This window comes from Staphylococcus sp. FSL W8-1270 (assembly GCF_038007165.1).
Lineage (GTDB): Bacteria > Bacillota > Bacilli > Staphylococcales > Staphylococcaceae > Staphylococcus > Staphylococcus hominis.
Window position 1 is genome coordinate 2,229,534 of the sequence record NZ_JBBOWQ010000001.1, and the last position, 17,763, is coordinate 2,247,296.

Annotated in this window: 15 protein-coding genes and 4 pseudogenes; 1 reads left to right on the forward strand and 18 read right to left on the reverse strand. The window is 31.5% G+C overall.

Features of this window, described 5'->3' with window-relative positions; translation table 11 throughout:
- Positions 1-23: 23 nt before the first annotated feature.
- The 3 genes from NSU06_RS11135 to NSU06_RS11145 form a co-directional block, all read right to left on the reverse strand.
- Positions 24-563 (reverse strand): hypothetical protein, encoded by a 540-nt coding sequence (locus NSU06_RS11135; protein WP_017175653.1) that lies wholly within the window; start codon positions 561-563, stop codon positions 24-26.
- Positions 564-565: 2 nt separating this feature from the next.
- Entirely contained in the window at positions 566-2,170 is a 1,605-nt protein-coding gene (locus NSU06_RS11140) for an N-6 DNA methylase (protein ID WP_017175652.1), read from the reverse strand.
- Positions 2,171-2,309: 139 nt separating this feature from the next.
- Positions 2,310-3,851 carry an LA2681 family HEPN domain-containing protein gene (locus tag NSU06_RS11145; protein WP_017175651.1) on the reverse strand — a complete coding sequence of 514 codons (1,542 nt, stop codon included), beginning with the start codon at positions 3,849-3,851 and terminating at the stop codon, positions 2,310-2,312.
- Between the two features lie 93 nt (positions 3,852-3,944).
- Between NSU06_RS11145 and NSU06_RS11150 the strand changes: the two genes are divergently transcribed.
- On the forward strand, positions 3,945-4,613 hold the full coding sequence (locus tag NSU06_RS11150) for a Cthe_2314 family HEPN domain-containing protein (protein WP_017175650.1): 669 nt from the start codon (positions 3,945-3,947) through the stop codon (positions 4,611-4,613).
- Positions 4,614-5,177: 564 nt separating this feature from the next.
- Here the strand turns inward: NSU06_RS11150 and NSU06_RS11155 are convergent.
- The 15 genes and pseudogenes from NSU06_RS11155 to NSU06_RS11225 all read right to left on the reverse strand — a co-directional run.
- A complete protein-coding gene (locus NSU06_RS11155) occupies positions 5,178-5,942 on the reverse strand; it encodes an alpha/beta hydrolase (RefSeq protein ID WP_017175649.1) in 765 nt (254 codons plus the stop codon).
- A gap of 24 nt (positions 5,943-5,966) precedes the next feature.
- Positions 5,967-6,626 (reverse strand): ABC transporter permease, encoded by a 660-nt coding sequence (locus tag NSU06_RS11160; RefSeq protein WP_017175648.1) that lies wholly within the window; start codon positions 6,624-6,626, stop codon positions 5,967-5,969.
- Positions 6,626-7,576 carry an osmoprotectant ABC transporter substrate-binding protein gene (locus NSU06_RS11165; protein WP_017175647.1) on the reverse strand — a complete coding sequence of 317 codons (951 nt, stop codon included), beginning with the start codon at positions 7,574-7,576 and terminating at the stop codon, positions 6,626-6,628. Before NSU06_RS11165 ends, NSU06_RS11160 begins: the two co-directional genes overlap by 1 nt.
- 18 nt (positions 7,577-7,594) lie before the next feature.
- Positions 7,595-8,227, reverse strand: coding sequence for an ABC transporter permease (locus tag NSU06_RS11170; protein ID WP_017175646.1), 633 nt, complete (start codon positions 8,225-8,227; stop codon positions 7,595-7,597).
- Entirely contained in the window at positions 8,224-9,399 is a 1,176-nt protein-coding gene (locus tag NSU06_RS11175) for a betaine/proline/choline family ABC transporter ATP-binding protein (protein WP_017175645.1), read from the reverse strand. The genes NSU06_RS11170 and NSU06_RS11175 overlap by 4 nt, the downstream gene beginning before the upstream one ends.
- Before the next feature lie 132 nt (positions 9,400-9,531).
- Positions 9,532-10,005 carry a thioesterase family protein gene (locus tag NSU06_RS11180; protein ID WP_017175644.1) on the reverse strand — a complete coding sequence of 158 codons (474 nt, stop codon included), beginning with the start codon at positions 10,003-10,005 and terminating at the stop codon, positions 9,532-9,534.
- 4 nt (positions 10,006-10,009) lie between these two features.
- Complete coding sequence (locus NSU06_RS11185; RefSeq protein ID WP_017175643.1) at positions 10,010-10,975, reverse strand: 3-hydroxyacyl-CoA dehydrogenase NAD-binding domain-containing protein; 966 nt, start codon at positions 10,973-10,975, stop codon at positions 10,010-10,012.
- Positions 10,975-11,859 carry a BKACE family enzyme gene (locus tag NSU06_RS11190; RefSeq protein ID WP_017175642.1) on the reverse strand — a complete coding sequence of 295 codons (885 nt, stop codon included), beginning with the start codon at positions 11,857-11,859 and terminating at the stop codon, positions 10,975-10,977. Before NSU06_RS11190 ends, NSU06_RS11185 begins: the two co-directional genes overlap by 1 nt.
- A 126-nt stretch (positions 11,860-11,985) precedes the next feature.
- A complete protein-coding gene (locus NSU06_RS11195) occupies positions 11,986-12,543 on the reverse strand; it encodes a TetR/AcrR family transcriptional regulator (protein ID WP_017175641.1) in 558 nt (185 codons plus the stop codon).
- Positions 12,544-13,014: 471 nt separating this feature from the next.
- A pseudogene (locus NSU06_RS11200) lies at positions 13,015-13,164 on the reverse strand (GNAT family N-acetyltransferase); the annotation flags it as partial.
- Positions 13,165-13,187: 23 nt separating this feature from the next.
- Positions 13,188-14,509 (reverse strand): annotated as a pseudogene (locus NSU06_RS11205) (ISL3 family transposase).
- 159 nt (positions 14,510-14,668) lie between these two features.
- Complete coding sequence (merA, locus tag NSU06_RS11210; RefSeq protein ID WP_340780012.1) at positions 14,669-16,309, reverse strand: mercury(II) reductase; 1,641 nt, start codon at positions 16,307-16,309, stop codon at positions 14,669-14,671.
- 28 nt (positions 16,310-16,337) lie between these two features.
- A complete protein-coding gene (gene merR / locus NSU06_RS11215) occupies positions 16,338-16,730 on the reverse strand; it encodes an Hg(II)-responsive transcriptional regulator (RefSeq protein WP_001863748.1) in 393 nt (130 codons plus the stop codon).
- 189 nt (positions 16,731-16,919) lie between these two features.
- Positions 16,920-17,360: pseudogene (locus NSU06_RS11220) on the reverse strand (GNAT family N-acetyltransferase); the annotation flags it as partial.
- Between the two features lie 73 nt (positions 17,361-17,433).
- Positions 17,434-17,634, reverse strand: a pseudogene (locus tag NSU06_RS11225) (GNAT family N-acetyltransferase); the annotation flags it as partial.
- Positions 17,635-17,763: the final 129 nt, after the last annotated feature.

Sequence of the window (17,763 nt, forward strand, 5' to 3'; positions counted from 1 at the left end):
TTTGTTCCCCCTTAGTTTATGTTCTAACTAGTAATTACTCTCGTATTATCAAATATTACTGAACTAGCTATAGCATCTGTTAGATTTGTTTTAGTTATTTTTAAGCCTGAACTTGTCATTAGTTTATGTATTTTAGGATAAATCGTTTCTGATCCATCCATAATCGTTTGGACTGGATTATCGGTGTCACCTATCCCTCTCATTTTGTGAGGGACAGCACCAATAAATACATCCGTGTATTGTGTTGAATTTTCTAAAGTAGAAATATCAAAATTTGTTAAATCATCATATTCAACAATTTCATATCTATCTTTTAAACTCGCTTTTTTAAATATGCCGTTAATATCTTTAGCTTTTAAGCCCCCGTTTCTTACCCCTAAAATGAGAACTTTAGCATTGTCATTATAAAGATGACCTTGATTACTATCATTTTTCTCAAATTGATAACGTTCTAAGAAAGTATCAAATTCACTTTGTTGATTGTATAGCCTTGCTTCTTGTTTTAATCTCTCGAACAATTCTTCTAAAAAATCATTTAGTTCTTCGATACTTAATTTACCCAATCCTATTCCCCTCCGTTTTCATTAAAAAGTTGTGGTAATTTTTCTTTAAAGTTTTTGACTTTTTTCAGATAACTATAATATTCGAGTAATTCTTCTTCCATTTTAAAGGCGATGTCTTCTTGAGTTTCTTCATCTAGCATAGACACCTTATATTCTTGCAAAGATTTTTGTGAAATAACATTAATCACAGTTCCTGTCATTAGTTGTTTTAACTGTTCAACACCTATTTCACTTGTTAAAAATGCAAATAAATAGTAAGGACTCACTTTATCGTCTTTAATTCTTAAAATATTAAAATTAGAAGAAATAATTAGATTATCTTTAGCTAAACTTTCGGTAACAATAGCTATTTTTAAATCCGAACTTCTTGTACTTAATACAATATCCTTAGGTTTTAATAGATATCTCTCATATTCATCGAGTATATCTTGACTGATTTGTTGTTTAGGAGTATCAATTTTATAATCTTTTACATCAGATAAATTAAGTAAGTAACCTGATTTATCTTTACTTTCTTCCTCATCTAATCTTTTTTTAGATACATCTTTTCCACGAATCGTTTCTACGATGTTAGTTAACTCGGTAGGACTTACAAGACGATCTTCAATATTAACTAAATAACGAATAGGAGATAAATTATAGTCATTATCTTTGACTTCTTGTTTATTCACTTTTACAGAAATTTCAGTTTCTTCTTCTAGCGCTTTCATAATAGTTGTAATATTTTCATCTTCAAAAGTATTCTGCATTCTGCCCTTTTGAGTATAAATTTCTGAAGCATCAATAAATGTAATCTTATCGCTATTGTCTTTTTGCAAAATTAATAAAGTTGTAGGTATAGCCGTATTAGTAATCAAGTTCGAAGGAAGTTGAATAACTGCTTTTATTAAATTCTTCTCTATCAACTCTTTACGTATATCTTTAGCCATTTCAGTAAATGTAGCAGCGTTTCTTACTACAATAGTTCCTACACCCTTATCCTCTAAATTATTTAAAATACGATTTGTAAATATCCATTCAGAGAATTTACTTCTTGTCTTTAGATAACTGTTAGAAGCGGAATCTTCAATTTGTTTTAAACGTTTATTATCTGCATTTAAAAATAATGCATCTGAATAAATACATTCAAATTTATCATTGCTTCCAAAATTTAAAGTAGAATCAATTTTTTTAATTTCTATATTCGTTTCTGATTGAGATAGAAGCTGTTCGCTAATTTCAGCTACGTTATGATTAATTTCTTCACCCCTTAAGTATTTAAAATGACCTTCCTTATTCGCTCTCCATAGCATATGTCCTGTTCCCGAACCTAAATCTAATAGTGAATTTTGATTACTATAAGTTTTGAAAATCTCTAAAGATAGCGATTCGATAGACTCAGTATAAGTTGATACTGAATGACGATTCATAATTTGCAAGTCATAATAAATACTTTGTAATTCTTGAACTGTCTTATTTTCTAATTGTTTGATTATTTCTTTAGTCGAATTATCCTTAAACTCATTGTCAATTTCTTGTTTGCTAATTTTTTTAATTACTAATTCCTGTAATTCTTCTAATGTCATTGAACCCCTTAATGTGTTTACTTGTTTCAATAAATCCAACATAATTTCCTCCCTCGGTTAACGTTAACCTAAGTATATAGCACTACCCTTTAATTGTCAACGGTTAAATTTAACCTTTTAATTTTTAAACTGAAAAAACTAGCGACTTGATTTTATCGCTAGCTTATAAATCTACTTTATTTTAAATTTTCCATTCGTCACTAAATTCGCGGAGCGCCATAATTACAAATTTATCTTTTTCATCTTTATTTATATTATTTTCATTTATATTTACTGTAAAGCATAATAATATAATTAATTCTCTACATATTCTAATTAAATTAATCCCTAACTCATTTAATTCATCTGATGTAATAGTATATGATAAGTTATCATAATCACTAGTGGCTTGATCTATAAAATTACTATCTAATACCTTTAAATACCTATGTTCCATTATATTTCTTATCGTATAAGTACGTCTTAACTTTTTATCTATACAATCCAAATTCTTTGATTTAGTTTTAGCGAATAAATCTTTATACGTCCAATACATGCCTTTTAAGGCAATATTATTTTTAAACACCTCATATATTTCATTATTAGCACTTTGCCAAATTCTTTTAAAAGAAACTTCACGATCTTTCAATCCTAATTTGAAATATTTATTTAAAAAATATCCAATTCTATCAAACAATGCATAAGCACTTCTATATGCTGCCTTTACTCTTTCTATATTTAAACCATATTTAGGATAGTCAATTGTATTTACTAAATATACATTTTCATCTGAAAAATGATTCTTGTTATTATACATCCCTTCATAAAGTATATATCTGGCAGAACAATACTCTTGTTTAATTTGATTAAAAATTCCATAAAATGATGAATGATCATTAATTGACGTTAATATATTTGGCAAATGAAGAGTGTCTTGATTATTTTTAGTCATATAATCTATATCATTTATTGTGTTCAATGCTAAACTATTTTCTGCCACCCAATCCCAGTAGTCTTCATTAGTAATATTATTTGTAAAGTTATGATCATCTAATCTATCTTTTTTTAATATAGATTCCACATTGTACTCTGTATCATACGGATTAAAATTATCGATTTCATCGAGAATATCAATTTTACTTTGATAAAAAGCTTTTGCATTAGGATGTACTATACTATCCTCATAAGTTAAAGCCGTATCTAACAATTGATAAGCGTATTTATAAAGAGACTCTTTATTATCTGTATAATCAAAACAAGCATAATCAAAAATTTCTGTCCCTAAATTTCCAATTGCCATACCAAACTGAGAAGTTGCTAATTTTCTCATCTCAAATATTGCAGATGAATATTTCCCTATAGAAATAAGTAGATTACAATAATTGGTTTTTACACTATTATATATACCATTTAAATATATGTATTCTATCTCATCAATTTCAGTATCTTTTAAATATTCGTCCATTGAATTAATCGCAGTTCTAGCTAAAAACAAGCTTTTTTCAATTAGTTTTTCCCATTCTACGGTTTCTTTGTTATTAACTTTTATATCAATGTAATTATTTAAACTAGTAAAACTAATGTACAAATAATAAGCATACATCATCTTAGATTCAACATAATCGGTTGATAATTTTTCCAATTTCTCACTAATTTCATATAATGAATTGGGATCCTTTTTATCTAAAGCTTCATCAGCTTTCTTCGCGTAATTCAATAATTGTTCATTTTTATACCACTTCATTCACTTTACCTCTTTTAGTTTTTTGTAAGCTTTTACCTATTGTTCAAAATATATTAAAATAATTATACTCAAAAATGAAGGGAACTAAAATCAATGAAACCATTTTTTATTGATGAAAATTATTTTGAATATGAATACGATCAGCTACTTAAAGAATTAGATATATTCGACTTTTCTAAATTTAATGATTTGATTAATGGTTTGGATAGGTTAGGCTCAAATATAGTTTCTACTATTAATTCTATACATGATACCTGTGAATATTTCTGTAATTCTTTTGTAAATTTAAAATATTCAATAAATTTAATTGAAACTGTTAACGAAGAAGAAAGAAACTATTATTGGGTTTTTTATTTTCATAATATTACTTTACATTTTCTACATACATTAAATGATTTATTATATTCATTAGCTCAAGAATATACTTCACATTATGAAGTAAAAAAAGATATAGGTTTTAAACGAAATTTAGTAGAAAATTTGATAGCTTCAAATAACGACACACATAGACAAATCGGCAATATCCTTAATAAAGATGTTCCTATACGTACTATGAGATATAGAGATGAATACACACATAATATAATGCCTTACAGACCCAATAGTAACCCAACTGTAGAAAATGGCATTACTATGTTTCGAGGCTATTCTACCATGATAACAAGTTTAAATAGTTTAGTGGACGATATTGAATCTGATTTAAAAAAACTAAAAAAAAGAGCTAAGAATATTAAGCAAGTAGTAGGTTTAACTAATGATTAAGCTTCGTATAAATAAATAAAAAAGTATCTATTAATAAGGCTTTGGATTAATCAAAACCGCTATTAAAGCTATAGTAATGTTTGATACTCCTTTGTCTCGTCTAGAAAAATTAGAAACAAAAGAAGATTAGAAAATATGACTAATAGAGTTGCTATCAACAAAATATAAAAGAAGTAAAATTACATTTTTCTATACTTCAAAATTACATGGCTTACTAAGCACGAAAAAAAGCATTAAAATTACAAAACTTTGGGAAGATATGAATAATTATTTCATAATTTCTTTTTAATAATAAAATTTTTATATCTTCTCCCCTCATTTATATTTGTAATAATTTATTTATCAATTTCTTTATTAGTTACATATAATCTATAAAATTATTGAATTATTTGTTTAATAACAAAATATCCTTTTTAATAAAACTCAATTGTTGCTATTGCCTTAAATAATATATATTGATTTTTAAATTAACTTGTAAATGAATAATCAATATTAAATCTTTCTATATAAGAATAAAATAATAAGACCACTAGTCAAAATTGTTAGACTAATGGTCTTATTATTTTATATATTATTTGTAAATATTTTAATTACTTTCTCAATAGCTTTATCCCAAAATGCATAATCATGTTTTCCTGGGCTCTTTATAAAGTCATACTGTACATTTTTTTTATCTAAATAGTTAATAAAATCTAAGTTACCTTTATAAAGTTCATCTTCTGTACCACACATAATTAATAACTCTGGTAAATCAATATTTTTCTCTATAGCTTTATCAACAAGATAATAAGGATCAAAATTACTACCAACTATTTCTTTATTCGTTCCGACTATAGATTCTGGTGAAAAATCATACCATTTGTAATTTTTAAGCATGGAAACGTCGAATGCGGCAGATAAAGGAGCAGCTTTAGAGAACAATTGACTTTGTGTTAGTGCAAATTTAATTGTTCCATATCCTCCCATTGAATGCCCTGCAATAAAATTATCTTCTCTTTTTCTAGACAACGGTAAAATCTGGTGTACATAATTGTAAACTTCTAAAATGTAATCATAATAACTGTGTCCGAAAGCCATATTCGTATAAAAACTGTGATCTGCATTAGGCATTATAATCGCTAATTGATATTCATTAGCATATCGTTCTATACTTGTATATCTTATATACGAGTGAGTGTCGCTAGATAGTCCATGAAATAACAACATTGTTTTAAGTTTTTTTGTCTCGTTCGATGGATCAAAGTAACTGTCATCTTCAGGTAAAATAATATTTAAAGATTGATGCATTCCAAGTGTTTTTGATAAGTAATTCATCTGGATTAAAGCCATATTATCTACTCCTTAAATACTTTATTAATTATTCGTTTGTGTAGCTGGATCTAATTTTTTCTCTACTAGACGTAAAACAATATCTATAAGAACTACTATCACAACAATTGGTAATGCACCAGCCAAGATAAATAGTGTACCATCAGTAGCATTCGTACCACGAATAACGACATCACCAAGTGAAGGCGCTCCAATGAACGAACCAACAGCAACAACACCTATTGCAACTACGAGTGCAATACGTATGCCACCAATAATTACTGATAAAGAAAGTGGTAACTCAATCATACGTAAGACTTGATTACGTGTCATTCCCATTCCTTTTCCAGCATCTTTAATATTAATATCTACTTCTTTAATACCGGTATAAGTATTTTTTATAATTGGAAGTAAAGCATACAAGAATACTGTAAAAATAACCGTATTGATGCCTAATCCTATTACTAACATAAGCATCGCTAACATCGCAATGACAGGAACAGTCTGTATGATATTCGCTAAAGTAATGATAACGCCTGATAATTTTCCAAATCGTGCAATAATGATGCCTAAAGGAATACCTATAATTGACGCAAATAATACACCATACACTGACATTAGGAAATGATTAATAAACAATTCAAAAAGGTAGCCTGAATTTGTTTGATAGTAAGAAATAAGTTGTTCAAATAAATTACCATTCATTAATTTCGACCGCCTTTCTGTTTTGCATCATTTTCAAAATAATCATGTTTTTTCAAGAAATCTTCTGCTACTGTTGCTGGCTCTTTACCTTTTCCATCTGCTTGATAATTTAATTCTTGCATCTGTTCAGTTGAAATCTTACCTTCTAATTTTTCAATAATTGGTTTTAATTGTGGTTTTTCTTTTAATAGTTTATCTGTTGCTAAAGGACTAGCATCATAAGGTGGAAAGAACTGCTTGTCATCTTTCAGTACTTTTAAATCATAAGCCGCGATACGACCATCAGTTGAGTAGCCTACAGCGACATCTAAGTTACCTGAATGTAATGCGTCGTATACTAAACCAATTTGCATTGGTCTAACAGTACCAAAATGGATACCGTATTCTTGTTTAAATCCAGGATATCCATCACCCTTACGATTTTGCCATGAACTATCCATTCCTACTCTCAAATCTTTAGCATGTTTCTTTAAATCAGAAACTGTTTCTAAATTATATTTTTGTGCTGTTTCTTTTGTTACCATTAGTGCATATGTATTTTCAAAACCATATGAATTAAAGAAAGTCTGATTAAACTTTTCTTCAAATCCTTTTTGTGTCACTTTCATTGCTCTATCAGGATCTTTAATTGGATCTTCGCCTAATGCACCAGTTAAATCCGTACCTGTATATCGCGTACCTGACATATTAGCTTGGCCACTCGTAATAGCATTGTGTTGAATTACACTAGACCCTAAGTTATTGATTAAAGTTGGTTTAATCTTTCCATCTGTATCATGTTCAATGAGTAGTCTTAACATATGTGAAATAATTTGAGATTCACTTGTTCCTAGAGATGTAATTCTAACCTCATCATCTGAACTACTATTTTTTAAACCTGGCAAGCTACATCCAGATAACACAGTTAGACATAGCACTAAAACAACAATATACTTTTTACAATATTTCATAATGTCCTCCTTTATTGTTTATCTGGAAATTTTAAGTCCTTTTGGTATAATCCATTTTTCAATTTGAGCTAAAATTAAATCAACGATTAATGCTAACAACGTTACCAAAATCGTACCTACGATAATCATTTCTGGTTCATATAATGCTAAACCATTAAAGATTAAGTCACCTAAACCACCAGCGCCAACATAACTCGCAAGTGCTGCCCAACTAATCACATAGACTGACGACAAACGAATCCCACTTAGAACCATTGGTAATGCTAAAGGTAATTCAATATCTTTCATTAATTGAAAATTAGTCATTCCCATACTGCGGCCAGCTTCTACAATATTACGATCTATATTTTGAACACCCACAATTGTATTATTTAATATAGGTAGTAAAACATATATAAATAACGCAATAATTGCCGTTACTTTACCTACACCAAATAAGGGAATCATTAAAGCTAAAATCGCTAGTGTAGGAATCGTTTGTAAAATACCAGCTATAGTTAACGACACCTTTGATAGCTTTTCTTTCTTTGACAACAAAATACCTAAAGGAATGGCAACAATCATAGCAAGTATGAGAGCCATGATAGAAATGTAAAGATGCTCTAACGTTTTATTCAGTAACATACCACTATTTTCTACTAAATAATTCATACGTTATCAGCCCCAATTTCTTTAGGATCCACAATACCTTGATTTTCAGTAGTCGTTCCACCCCAAAGTGTATCATATACGATATCAACTAGGTTAGAACGTGTTACAAGTCCAATTAAAGTATGTCCGTCCGTATCAACAACAGGAACATTTCTTACATTACGCTTAAGAATGGTACGTACTGTATCTTGTAATTTACTATCTACCTTAACGCGATAAATATCACGTTGCATCGTATCAATTAATTCTTTTTTACTACGTAATCCTTGGTTGATATCTTCAATATCTAAATAACCAAGTAAATGATGTTGATTGTCAACGACAAAAATGGTATCTATACGATATTTTCTCATAATATTAACTGCATCATTTAATGATTCGTCAACATGTACAGTTATCGGCTTAATCATTGCGTCTTCTACAGTTCTAATATTTGGTCTATCTTGAATCAAGCGATTTTGTCCAATGAAGTCTTTAACAAAATCATTAGCGGGATAACGTAAAATATTATCTGGTGTATCATATTGCACTACTTTACCGTTCGTCATAATACAAATTTTATCTGCTAATTTAATGGCTTCGTCCATGTCATGCGTTACAAAAATAAATGTTTTTCCTAATTGTTGTTGTAATTTTTTTACTAAATCTTGTAATGTATCTCTTGTGATAGGATCCAAAGCACCAAACGGCTCATCCATTAAAATAATATCTTGTTCAGCTGCTAGTGCACGAATCACGCCAATACGTTGTTGTTGCCCACCAGATAACTGTGAAGGATATCGTTCTAAATACTCTTCAGGTAAATCAACAAGTTTAATTAGTTCTTTTGCTTTTTTATCTTTTTTTTCTTGCGACCATTTTAATAATTTAGGTACGAGTACAATATTCTCTTTAATTGTCATATGAGGCATTAAACCAATTTGTTGAATTACATAACCAATGCTTCTTCTCAATTCTACTGCATTGATATCTTTAATATTTTTGCCATTAATTGTAATTTCGCCCTCTGATGATTCAATCATTCGATTGATCATTCTTAATGCAGTTGTTTTTCCACTACCACTCGTTCCAATAAAAGCGATAAAGTCTCCTGATTCAATATCAATATTCATATTATCTACCGCTTTCTTACCACCTGCATAGACTTTTGATAAGTTTCTAATGCTTAACATATGTCCAATTCCTCTCTATCTATCATTTATTAAAAAAGAGAACTTAAAGTGAATGTTATACAAAGTTTACTAAGTAAAAACAAGGCACATTAAGTCCTCAATATTTCAAGCATTCGATTATCAATACAAACTTTATTTGTTTCTACTAATTCCGATTTGATGGCCTAATTGTTTAGGCACATTTACATCAGAAGTTTGGTTAAAATACGCTACTATAGATTCTGTAATACTTTTAGGAAATGGAGCCGGTCGGTTTGTGACTGTATCTATTCCCATTAGCATAACTTCATATACTGCGCTACATACCATGTCATCATTTAACATTTCCATAAAGATATGAAGTCTCTTACTATCATAATCATATAAACTCACTCTTACTTCAATAGGTTCATATTTCTTCATTTCTTTCAAAAATGTTATATGATTTTCTAATGTAAAAATGGTATAGTGTAACGATTGAATTCCTTCTTGATCAAGTCCAATGTATGCTAACCAAGCATCAGTTGCATCACTAAACACACGATTATATTCAGCATCATTCATGTGTCCATTGTAATCAACCCAAGATGATTTTACATCAGTATGATAAACAAACTGAGCTGTCATAGCTTTACACCTTCTGATGTTGCTTAGATTTTTTCATTGATGCTGTATCTTTAGGCCAGTATTCTTCTGCGAGTTGTTTTACTTTAATAAGGAATTCATTACGTTTTCGATCAAGTTCTGACATTGTATATCCTTGTGAAGTCGCTTCACTACCGCGTACCACTTTTTCATAAAGATCCTCTGTCAATTCGGGTGCAACTAACTTAGTCCATGGTTTTTTCAATGCAGGACCAAATTGTTTAAGCATATGTCTCATGCCACCTTCTCCACCTGCAAGATGGAATGTCATAAATGGTCCATATTGAGCATAACGTAAACCAGCTGCATGCGTAAATGCTTTATCTACTTCTTCTGTTGTTGCAATACCATCATTAACAATATGTAATGATTCTCTCCATAATGCTTCCATTAGACGATCTGCAATATGTCCTTCAATTTCATTTCGCACATGAAGCACATCCATACCAATACTCTCATAAACTTCTTCAGCCTTAATAACTGTCTCTTCTGAGGTGTTTTGACCTGGTACAATTTCAACAAGAGGTAAAATATATACTGGGTGAAAAGGATGTGCTACTACTAAACGTTCAGGGTGTTTTAAATTCTTTTGTAACTCAGTTGGCATAATACCAGAGGTACTTGAACCGATAATGGCAGACGGTTTCGCATAAAAATCGATTTCTTTTAAAACAGCATCTTTAATCGATTCTACTTCAGGAACGTTTTCTTGAATAAGATCTGCATCCTTAACTGCCGATTTTAAATCAGTAGTAAAGCTTAAATTATCCAACGATGCTCCCTCAGATAATCCCATTTCTTTAGCATAAGGCCAGTTTTGTTTAACTTGTGTTAGCATTCTTTCATAGGCACCATCACTAGGATCTGTAGCAATAACTTCGTGGCCGTGGGCGAGTATTCTTGTTATCCATCCGCTACCAATCACGCCTGTTCCAACTACTGCAAACTTCATTATTTATCTCCTTTATTATTTTTAAGATTAAATTTTTCTCTTGCTTCTGCAGGTGTTAATGGTATTAAATCATATTCTTTCATTATTTTTTTAGCTTCTTCAACTAATGCTTCATTTGTTGCTTTAACACCTTTTGAAATATACAGGTTATCTTCAAGACCAACACGAATATTTCCACCACGTTTAGCAACTTCTCTAACTGTTGGTAATTGCATTCTACCAATACCAAATGCAGACCATTGCGCACCTTCAGGGATTCTTGAAATAAGATAGTCTAACGTCTGAGCATCATTTTCAGCACCCCAAGGTATACCTAAACAAAACTGGAACATAGGTTGTTCGACTAAACCTTCATCAACAAGTTGCTTTGCAAAACTGACATGACCTGTATCAAAACATTCAAGCTCAGGTTGTACACCTGCATCTTTAATCATTTGTGCTTGTTCTCTCAGCCATGAAGCGGGACTAATATATATCGAATCTCCCATATTAACGCTGCCACAATCAAGCGTACACATTTCTGGTAATGTGTCTCCTACTGGTCTATGACGCTCTTTTGGTGTTTGAATCCAGGTTCCTTCACCGCCTGTTTCTGGGTGTTGTTGACTTGGGATAAAGTCGCCACCGCCACCAGCTGTTACATTAATAATAATATCTTCGTCTGCCTCTCTAATGAGTCTTACGGTTTCACTATATAGTTCTGGATCATGACTCACCCCACCTGTTTTAGGGTCTCTAACATGAATATGTGCTACTGTTGCTCCAGCTTTTGCACACTTAATTGCTGAATCAGCAAGTTCTTGAGGTGTTACTGGAACATTTTCATTTTTGTCAATTGTATCTCCAGCGCCTGTAATTGCTGCAGTTAATACCACTTTTTTCAAGGTAAGCACTCCTTTATATTTTAAATACGTTATAAACTATACCAACTGGTCGGTAAAGTTTCAACCATGACATAAAAAATAAGCTGAAAAGTTTCATTCTCACCTAACAGCTTAAAACCTGAAAATTTATTTTTTTTCTTTATTAATACCTACTTCTACTTTTTCTTTTAACCGATTTATTACTTTTTCACGCATTGCTTCGTCAACTGCACTTATTCCAAAAACTTCTGATAACCATAAACCATCAACGGCTAACCTAATGATTGTTGCATCTACTTCATCTAGACCGTCATTAACAATTTGAGATTGCCAATCTTCATATAAAGATTTTAATGGTAAGAGTAGCGCTTTATTTGAACCTTGTGCAGCAAGCATTGCAGAAGTAATAGGCGCATTTTCAACACGATGTTCTTTCGTTGCTTCAATAAACGCATTTAACCATTGTCCTTGTTTACAATGTGTATTATCAATATGGCTATTTACATTTTCTCGATATAATTCATTAGCATAATTGACAAGCTCTTTTATTAAACCTTCTCTATTTTTAACATGATAAAGCAAACCACCCTTGCTTATACCTGCTTCTTTTGCTACTGCATCTAATGTTAAATAGTCAGTACCTTGTCTATTTACTATATTAGCTGCAGATTCTAAAATATACTGTTTCTTAGATTTCCTTGCCACCAATTCACCTTCTTTCAATTAAAATCAATATTGTTTACATATTACTCTTAAATAGATAGAAATTATTATATTATATAAATTATTTTAAAAAAAGTTTTACGTTCTAATCTCTTTAACTATATTCAAAATGATTACACTTAAAAAATGTATAAAGTTAAGAGTAAGATAAAGAATTCAAAATGCTTTCTTCTTTCTATCTCAACTATGTATATAACCTAATTTATATTGAATGTAAACCTCCTTTATGAAAGTTTTAGTTCCAGAACTTAAATCAAATTGAACTTAAATTTTTAACCTTTTGTATTGATTGTATAAGAGTAGAAGCGAAAACTTAATATAAGTGTATTTTTCCATTTTAATTATTGATTACCTTTGTATTAAAATATAAGAAACGCTCATTTAAAACGCTTTCTGTCAAGTAGATAATTAAATAATTAAAAGCTATTATTAATTTTAAATAATTTCTCATCTTTAAATTTGACTTTCATATTCTTTTCTCAACAAGCTATACACATAACTATCTGAGAATTCCCCTTGTAAACATTCATCACTTCTCAATATACCCTCTTGTGTGAATCCAAGTCTTATTGGTATAGCTCGGCTTTTCTTATTTTGGGTATTCGGATTTTATGGTGGAAAAGGGCTTATAAATCACCCTTCTCCAAATTCTTAATAAGTGTGGAAAATCGACACCAAAGTTGTCTGTAATGTCGTGGTCATTCACTTCATACCAATTGAAAGTATCGTATAACATAGCTTTATTGAAAGCACTTGAATTAAATCGTGGCTTACGCTTTTTATGGAGCTTCTCATTGAAAAGGATTTTGGCTCGTAAGGCATCAAACGAGTAACCTCTACCCATTCGCTCTACCTGCCTAATAATGCTGTTAATTGACTCCGTATAAGCATTAGTGAGCCTTTTATCAAAGTAGTTGAATATTTCGACATGCCAGTTGTCTACGGCTCTCACGAGGTCTTTATATGCGTCTTTAGAGTTGCTGGACATACAACGGTGTCTCCATTGACTATAACGAAGATGACCTTCATCTGGATCAGGAGTATCCCATATCCAGTAAAACTCTTCTTTGAGTTCATAGGCTTCTTTTAAAGCAGGAAGATTACCTAACCAAGTATCTAAGAGGAATGATTCACGTTCATTTAGATCGTGTTTACGCTTTAGAAGGATAAACCTTTCACGCATAAGGGTACGTCTTTCTTTTTGGCTCATATGGGCTTTCAAAGACTTTCTGACGTTATCTAAGGCTTGATTAGCCATTCTAACTACATGAAACTTATCTACGACAACTTTAGCGTGTGGAAGGATAGTGTTCACTGCGTCTTTGTAAGGCTTCCACATATCCATTGTGACGTACTCAATGTAAGTCCTGTCACTGATTTCTGAAAGACGTTGGATGAATGTTTCCTTGTTACGGTTAGGCTTGATGTCATAAATAGTCCTGCGTTCAATATTAGTCAATACAAGCCGAGGTCTACGGATAATATGTATCTCGTCTATCCCAAGCCACTTAGGAGTTTCAAACTGGTATTCACGTTCTTTGAGTGCCACATAGTCCTTAAAAACGTTCCTAATGGTTTTCTCGTCAACACCAACGCTTTCTGCGACTTCTACAAAGGTCTTAGACATGGATTGCTCTTGAATGGACTTTAAAAGCCTTTTGGTCATACTACGCTTTTCATCTACAGATATTAGGCGTTCCCAGAAGGTAGATCCGCATTCACGACACTTGTATCGTCTACGGTTCAATTGTAAGCCCACTCGCTTTAAACGAATGGGCAAATCCATAATTAGTTGATTTCTTGAACTGTGTTTGTACAACTTGTCAAAACCACATTCAGGACAACGTTCAGGTGGTCCGACTGCTTCAACTTTAAACATCATATCGGTTTCATTTTCTTGTGGCGGTTCTATTGTTTTAATGTCTGGTGGGGATAATAAGTCTGACATATTATTCATCCTTTATTACTCTGCGGTGTTAAGGTATCAATTATAGATTTGATGTCGAAATCATCAGTGTTAAATTATTTTTGTGACCACAAATGCACTTAGAAAATCCCTTAAAGCATTAGCTGGTTCACTTGAATAGGGAGTTGTAAAAAAGTTCCCTTAGCCTGCACAACAAGATAATTTCGAAATATCTTTATCGAACGTAAGTGCAGCTAATTTTAGCCCTTCAGCCATTGTTAAATATGGTGCTAGGGTTTCTGTTAAATCTTCTATCGTTAAGCCAAATTTAACAGCTAATGATGCAGCATAGATGACATCTCCTGCATTCTCAGATACAATATGAACCCCTAATACTTTTAGTGTTTCTGCATCTGCTACTAGTTTAAATACACCGGTTGTTTCACGGTTTACAATTGCTCTTGGAACAGCATCTAAAGGTAATACAGATGTCTTCACATCATACCCTTTCTCTTTTGCTTGTTCTTCTGTTAAACCAACCGTTGCAACCGTCGGATTCGTAAACGTAACAGCAGGAACTACCGATAAATCTATTTTTTTGTTTAATCCACCAATAGCATTATCAGTAATAATTCCACCTTCATAGGCTGCTACATATACAAATTGTGGTCCTAAAGTCACATCTCCTGCTGCATAAATCTTTTCATTACTTGTTTGACCAAAATCATTGATCAGGATTTCATTATTTTTTCCAGTTTCAACACCTGCTGCACTTAAATTTAAAGAATCCGTATTTGGTTTTCTTCCAGTGGCAACAAGTAACTGATCTGATTCAATGACTTCTCTACTGCCATTTACTGTTACGTAAACCCTTTTTATCTCTCCACTTTGTTCAACACACTCAAAAGTTGCCCCTTTGACAAGGTTTATACCCTGTTCAATTAACGCTTTTTCAACTGACTCTGAAATCTCAGGATCATACTCCTTTAAAAGTCGCTCACTTCTTTGCATAAGCGTTATTTCTGAACCTAAATGATGAAATAGTTGTCCAAGCTCCATTCCAATGTATCCTGAACCAATTACAGTTAATCGTTTTGGTATTTTCTTTAACTCAAAAAGTGTTGTACTAGTTAAATAGTCCATTTTTTCAAGTCCCGAAATTTGGGGCAACGAAGGCGATGCACCTGTTGCAATTAAAAAGCGTTTTGCAGATAACTTTGCCCCATTGACCTCAACCGTACTAGCATCAACGAATTTTGCTTCACCTTTAATTAAATCAAAATTGTATTCATCAATTAAATCCATATATTTTTGATTCCGAAGTTCGCTCACCAATTTATCCTTTTGCGTGATTAAACTAGCTAAATCCACTTCTCCAGCGGATGTTTGTAAACCTATAAACGGATTGTCTTTTGATAAATGATTGATTTCCCCTGCCCTAAGAAGAGTTTTTGACGGAACACAGCCAATATTCACACAGGTTCCCCCAACCGTTCCACGCTCAATCATTCCAACTTTTGCACCGTATTCTATAGCTTTAATTGCCGAAGAAAAGGCAGCAGCACCAGAACCAATAATAAGAAGGTCATAATTGTCTTCATTAATTAACGCCACGTTTTCTAGTGATGATACTTCTTCAATTTCTCCGGCTTGGTAATTTGCTTCATCAATCGCCTTTATTGCACTTTCAACCTCAATATCATCGGGCAGTTCAAATACTGCTTCACCACGACGATAACTAGACTCAATATTTTTAGCACCTATCTTTTCAAGTGCTGATTCTACGTGTTTTTCACAACCCGTACAAGTCATTCCTGAAATGTTTACCTTAAATTTATTCATAAAAAAGCTCCTTTCGTTAATTAATCTCTCATGTTAATGTTTCTATTATTGGACACGAATGTAATTGCTTTTCATCTGGACATCGTTGTTTTAAGTCGTCTAACATAGTTTCAATTCGTTTTAAATCCTCTATTTGTTTTTGCACTTCCTTTTGTTTTTTAGAAACAAATTCGAACATATCTTGACAACGAACTTCATCTTTATCTACAACACCAAGTAATTTATAAATCTCGCTTAAAGAAAAACCAAGTTCCTGTATTCGTTTAATAAACCCAACACGCTTAACGTCATCATACGAATATATCCGATAACCAGCTTCCGTTCGGTGAGGTTCTTGTAATAAATTTTTTCGCTCGTAATATCTGATCGTTTCTTTATTAACTCCACATTTATCTGCAAACTCACTAATGCGATAAATCATCTTATTTCACCCCATGAATATTATAAACCGTGTACCATAGTACACGGTCAAGTAAATTGGACTATTTTATTTTTTTCCCAAAGTATCACTCGTATGTGATTGATACTTTTATATAATACTATTGATTATCCTAACATCCCGCCAGAAAATCCGATTTAAACACCAGTTGTTTTTAAACTATTAAGAAAGTAATTCCACTATATATTCCGAAGACCCCTTATTTTTAATAGACATTTGTATTTCGATTCGATTAATATCATATTCTTCATATACATATTGAATAAGTGCTTTAGTGCATCTAGTCATGATGCCTTTCTTCTGGAAATCTTCAGCTAAATAATAACCAATTGAGGTACGTTTATTAACTAAGTCTAAATAATGTAATCCAATAACACCAATCAGTTTTTTATCACTCCATATTCCACAATGAAACCCATTACCATCGATAAATTGTTGTAAAGCTGAGTGGATAAAGTGTTGACTATCTTCTACCCTCTTTGTATGTTCAACAAAAGGTAAAAATTCCGCTAGATATTTGCGGTTACTATCTACTAATTTAAATAACTGCCCTGCTTCTCGTTCTTCTAATATCTTTAATTTAATATCTTTATCTATTTGATAACCAAAGATCATAACTATCCCACCCGCTTATATAATTATTAATGAACCTTAAAGAAAAAAACCGCTACTAAAGAGGATATGGAAATCCATCTCCACGCGCAAATTGTTGTAAGGCCGAATGAATAAACTTCTTACTGTGTTCAACCTCAGTTGTGTACGCTACAAATGGCAAGAACTCCCCTAGAGACTCACGATTACTATCTACTAATTTAAAAAGTTGATCCGCTTCTCGTTCTTCTAATATTTTTAATTTTAAGTGGTCATTAATTTGATATCCAAACATAATTAAAACCTCCTATATTTTCAAAATATTCGATAAATTATAAGTATAATAACATAATTACATACATTAAAAACATAAACTTATTAAATATTTGTAAAACTTTAAACTTATTCATTATTCTTTTAACGA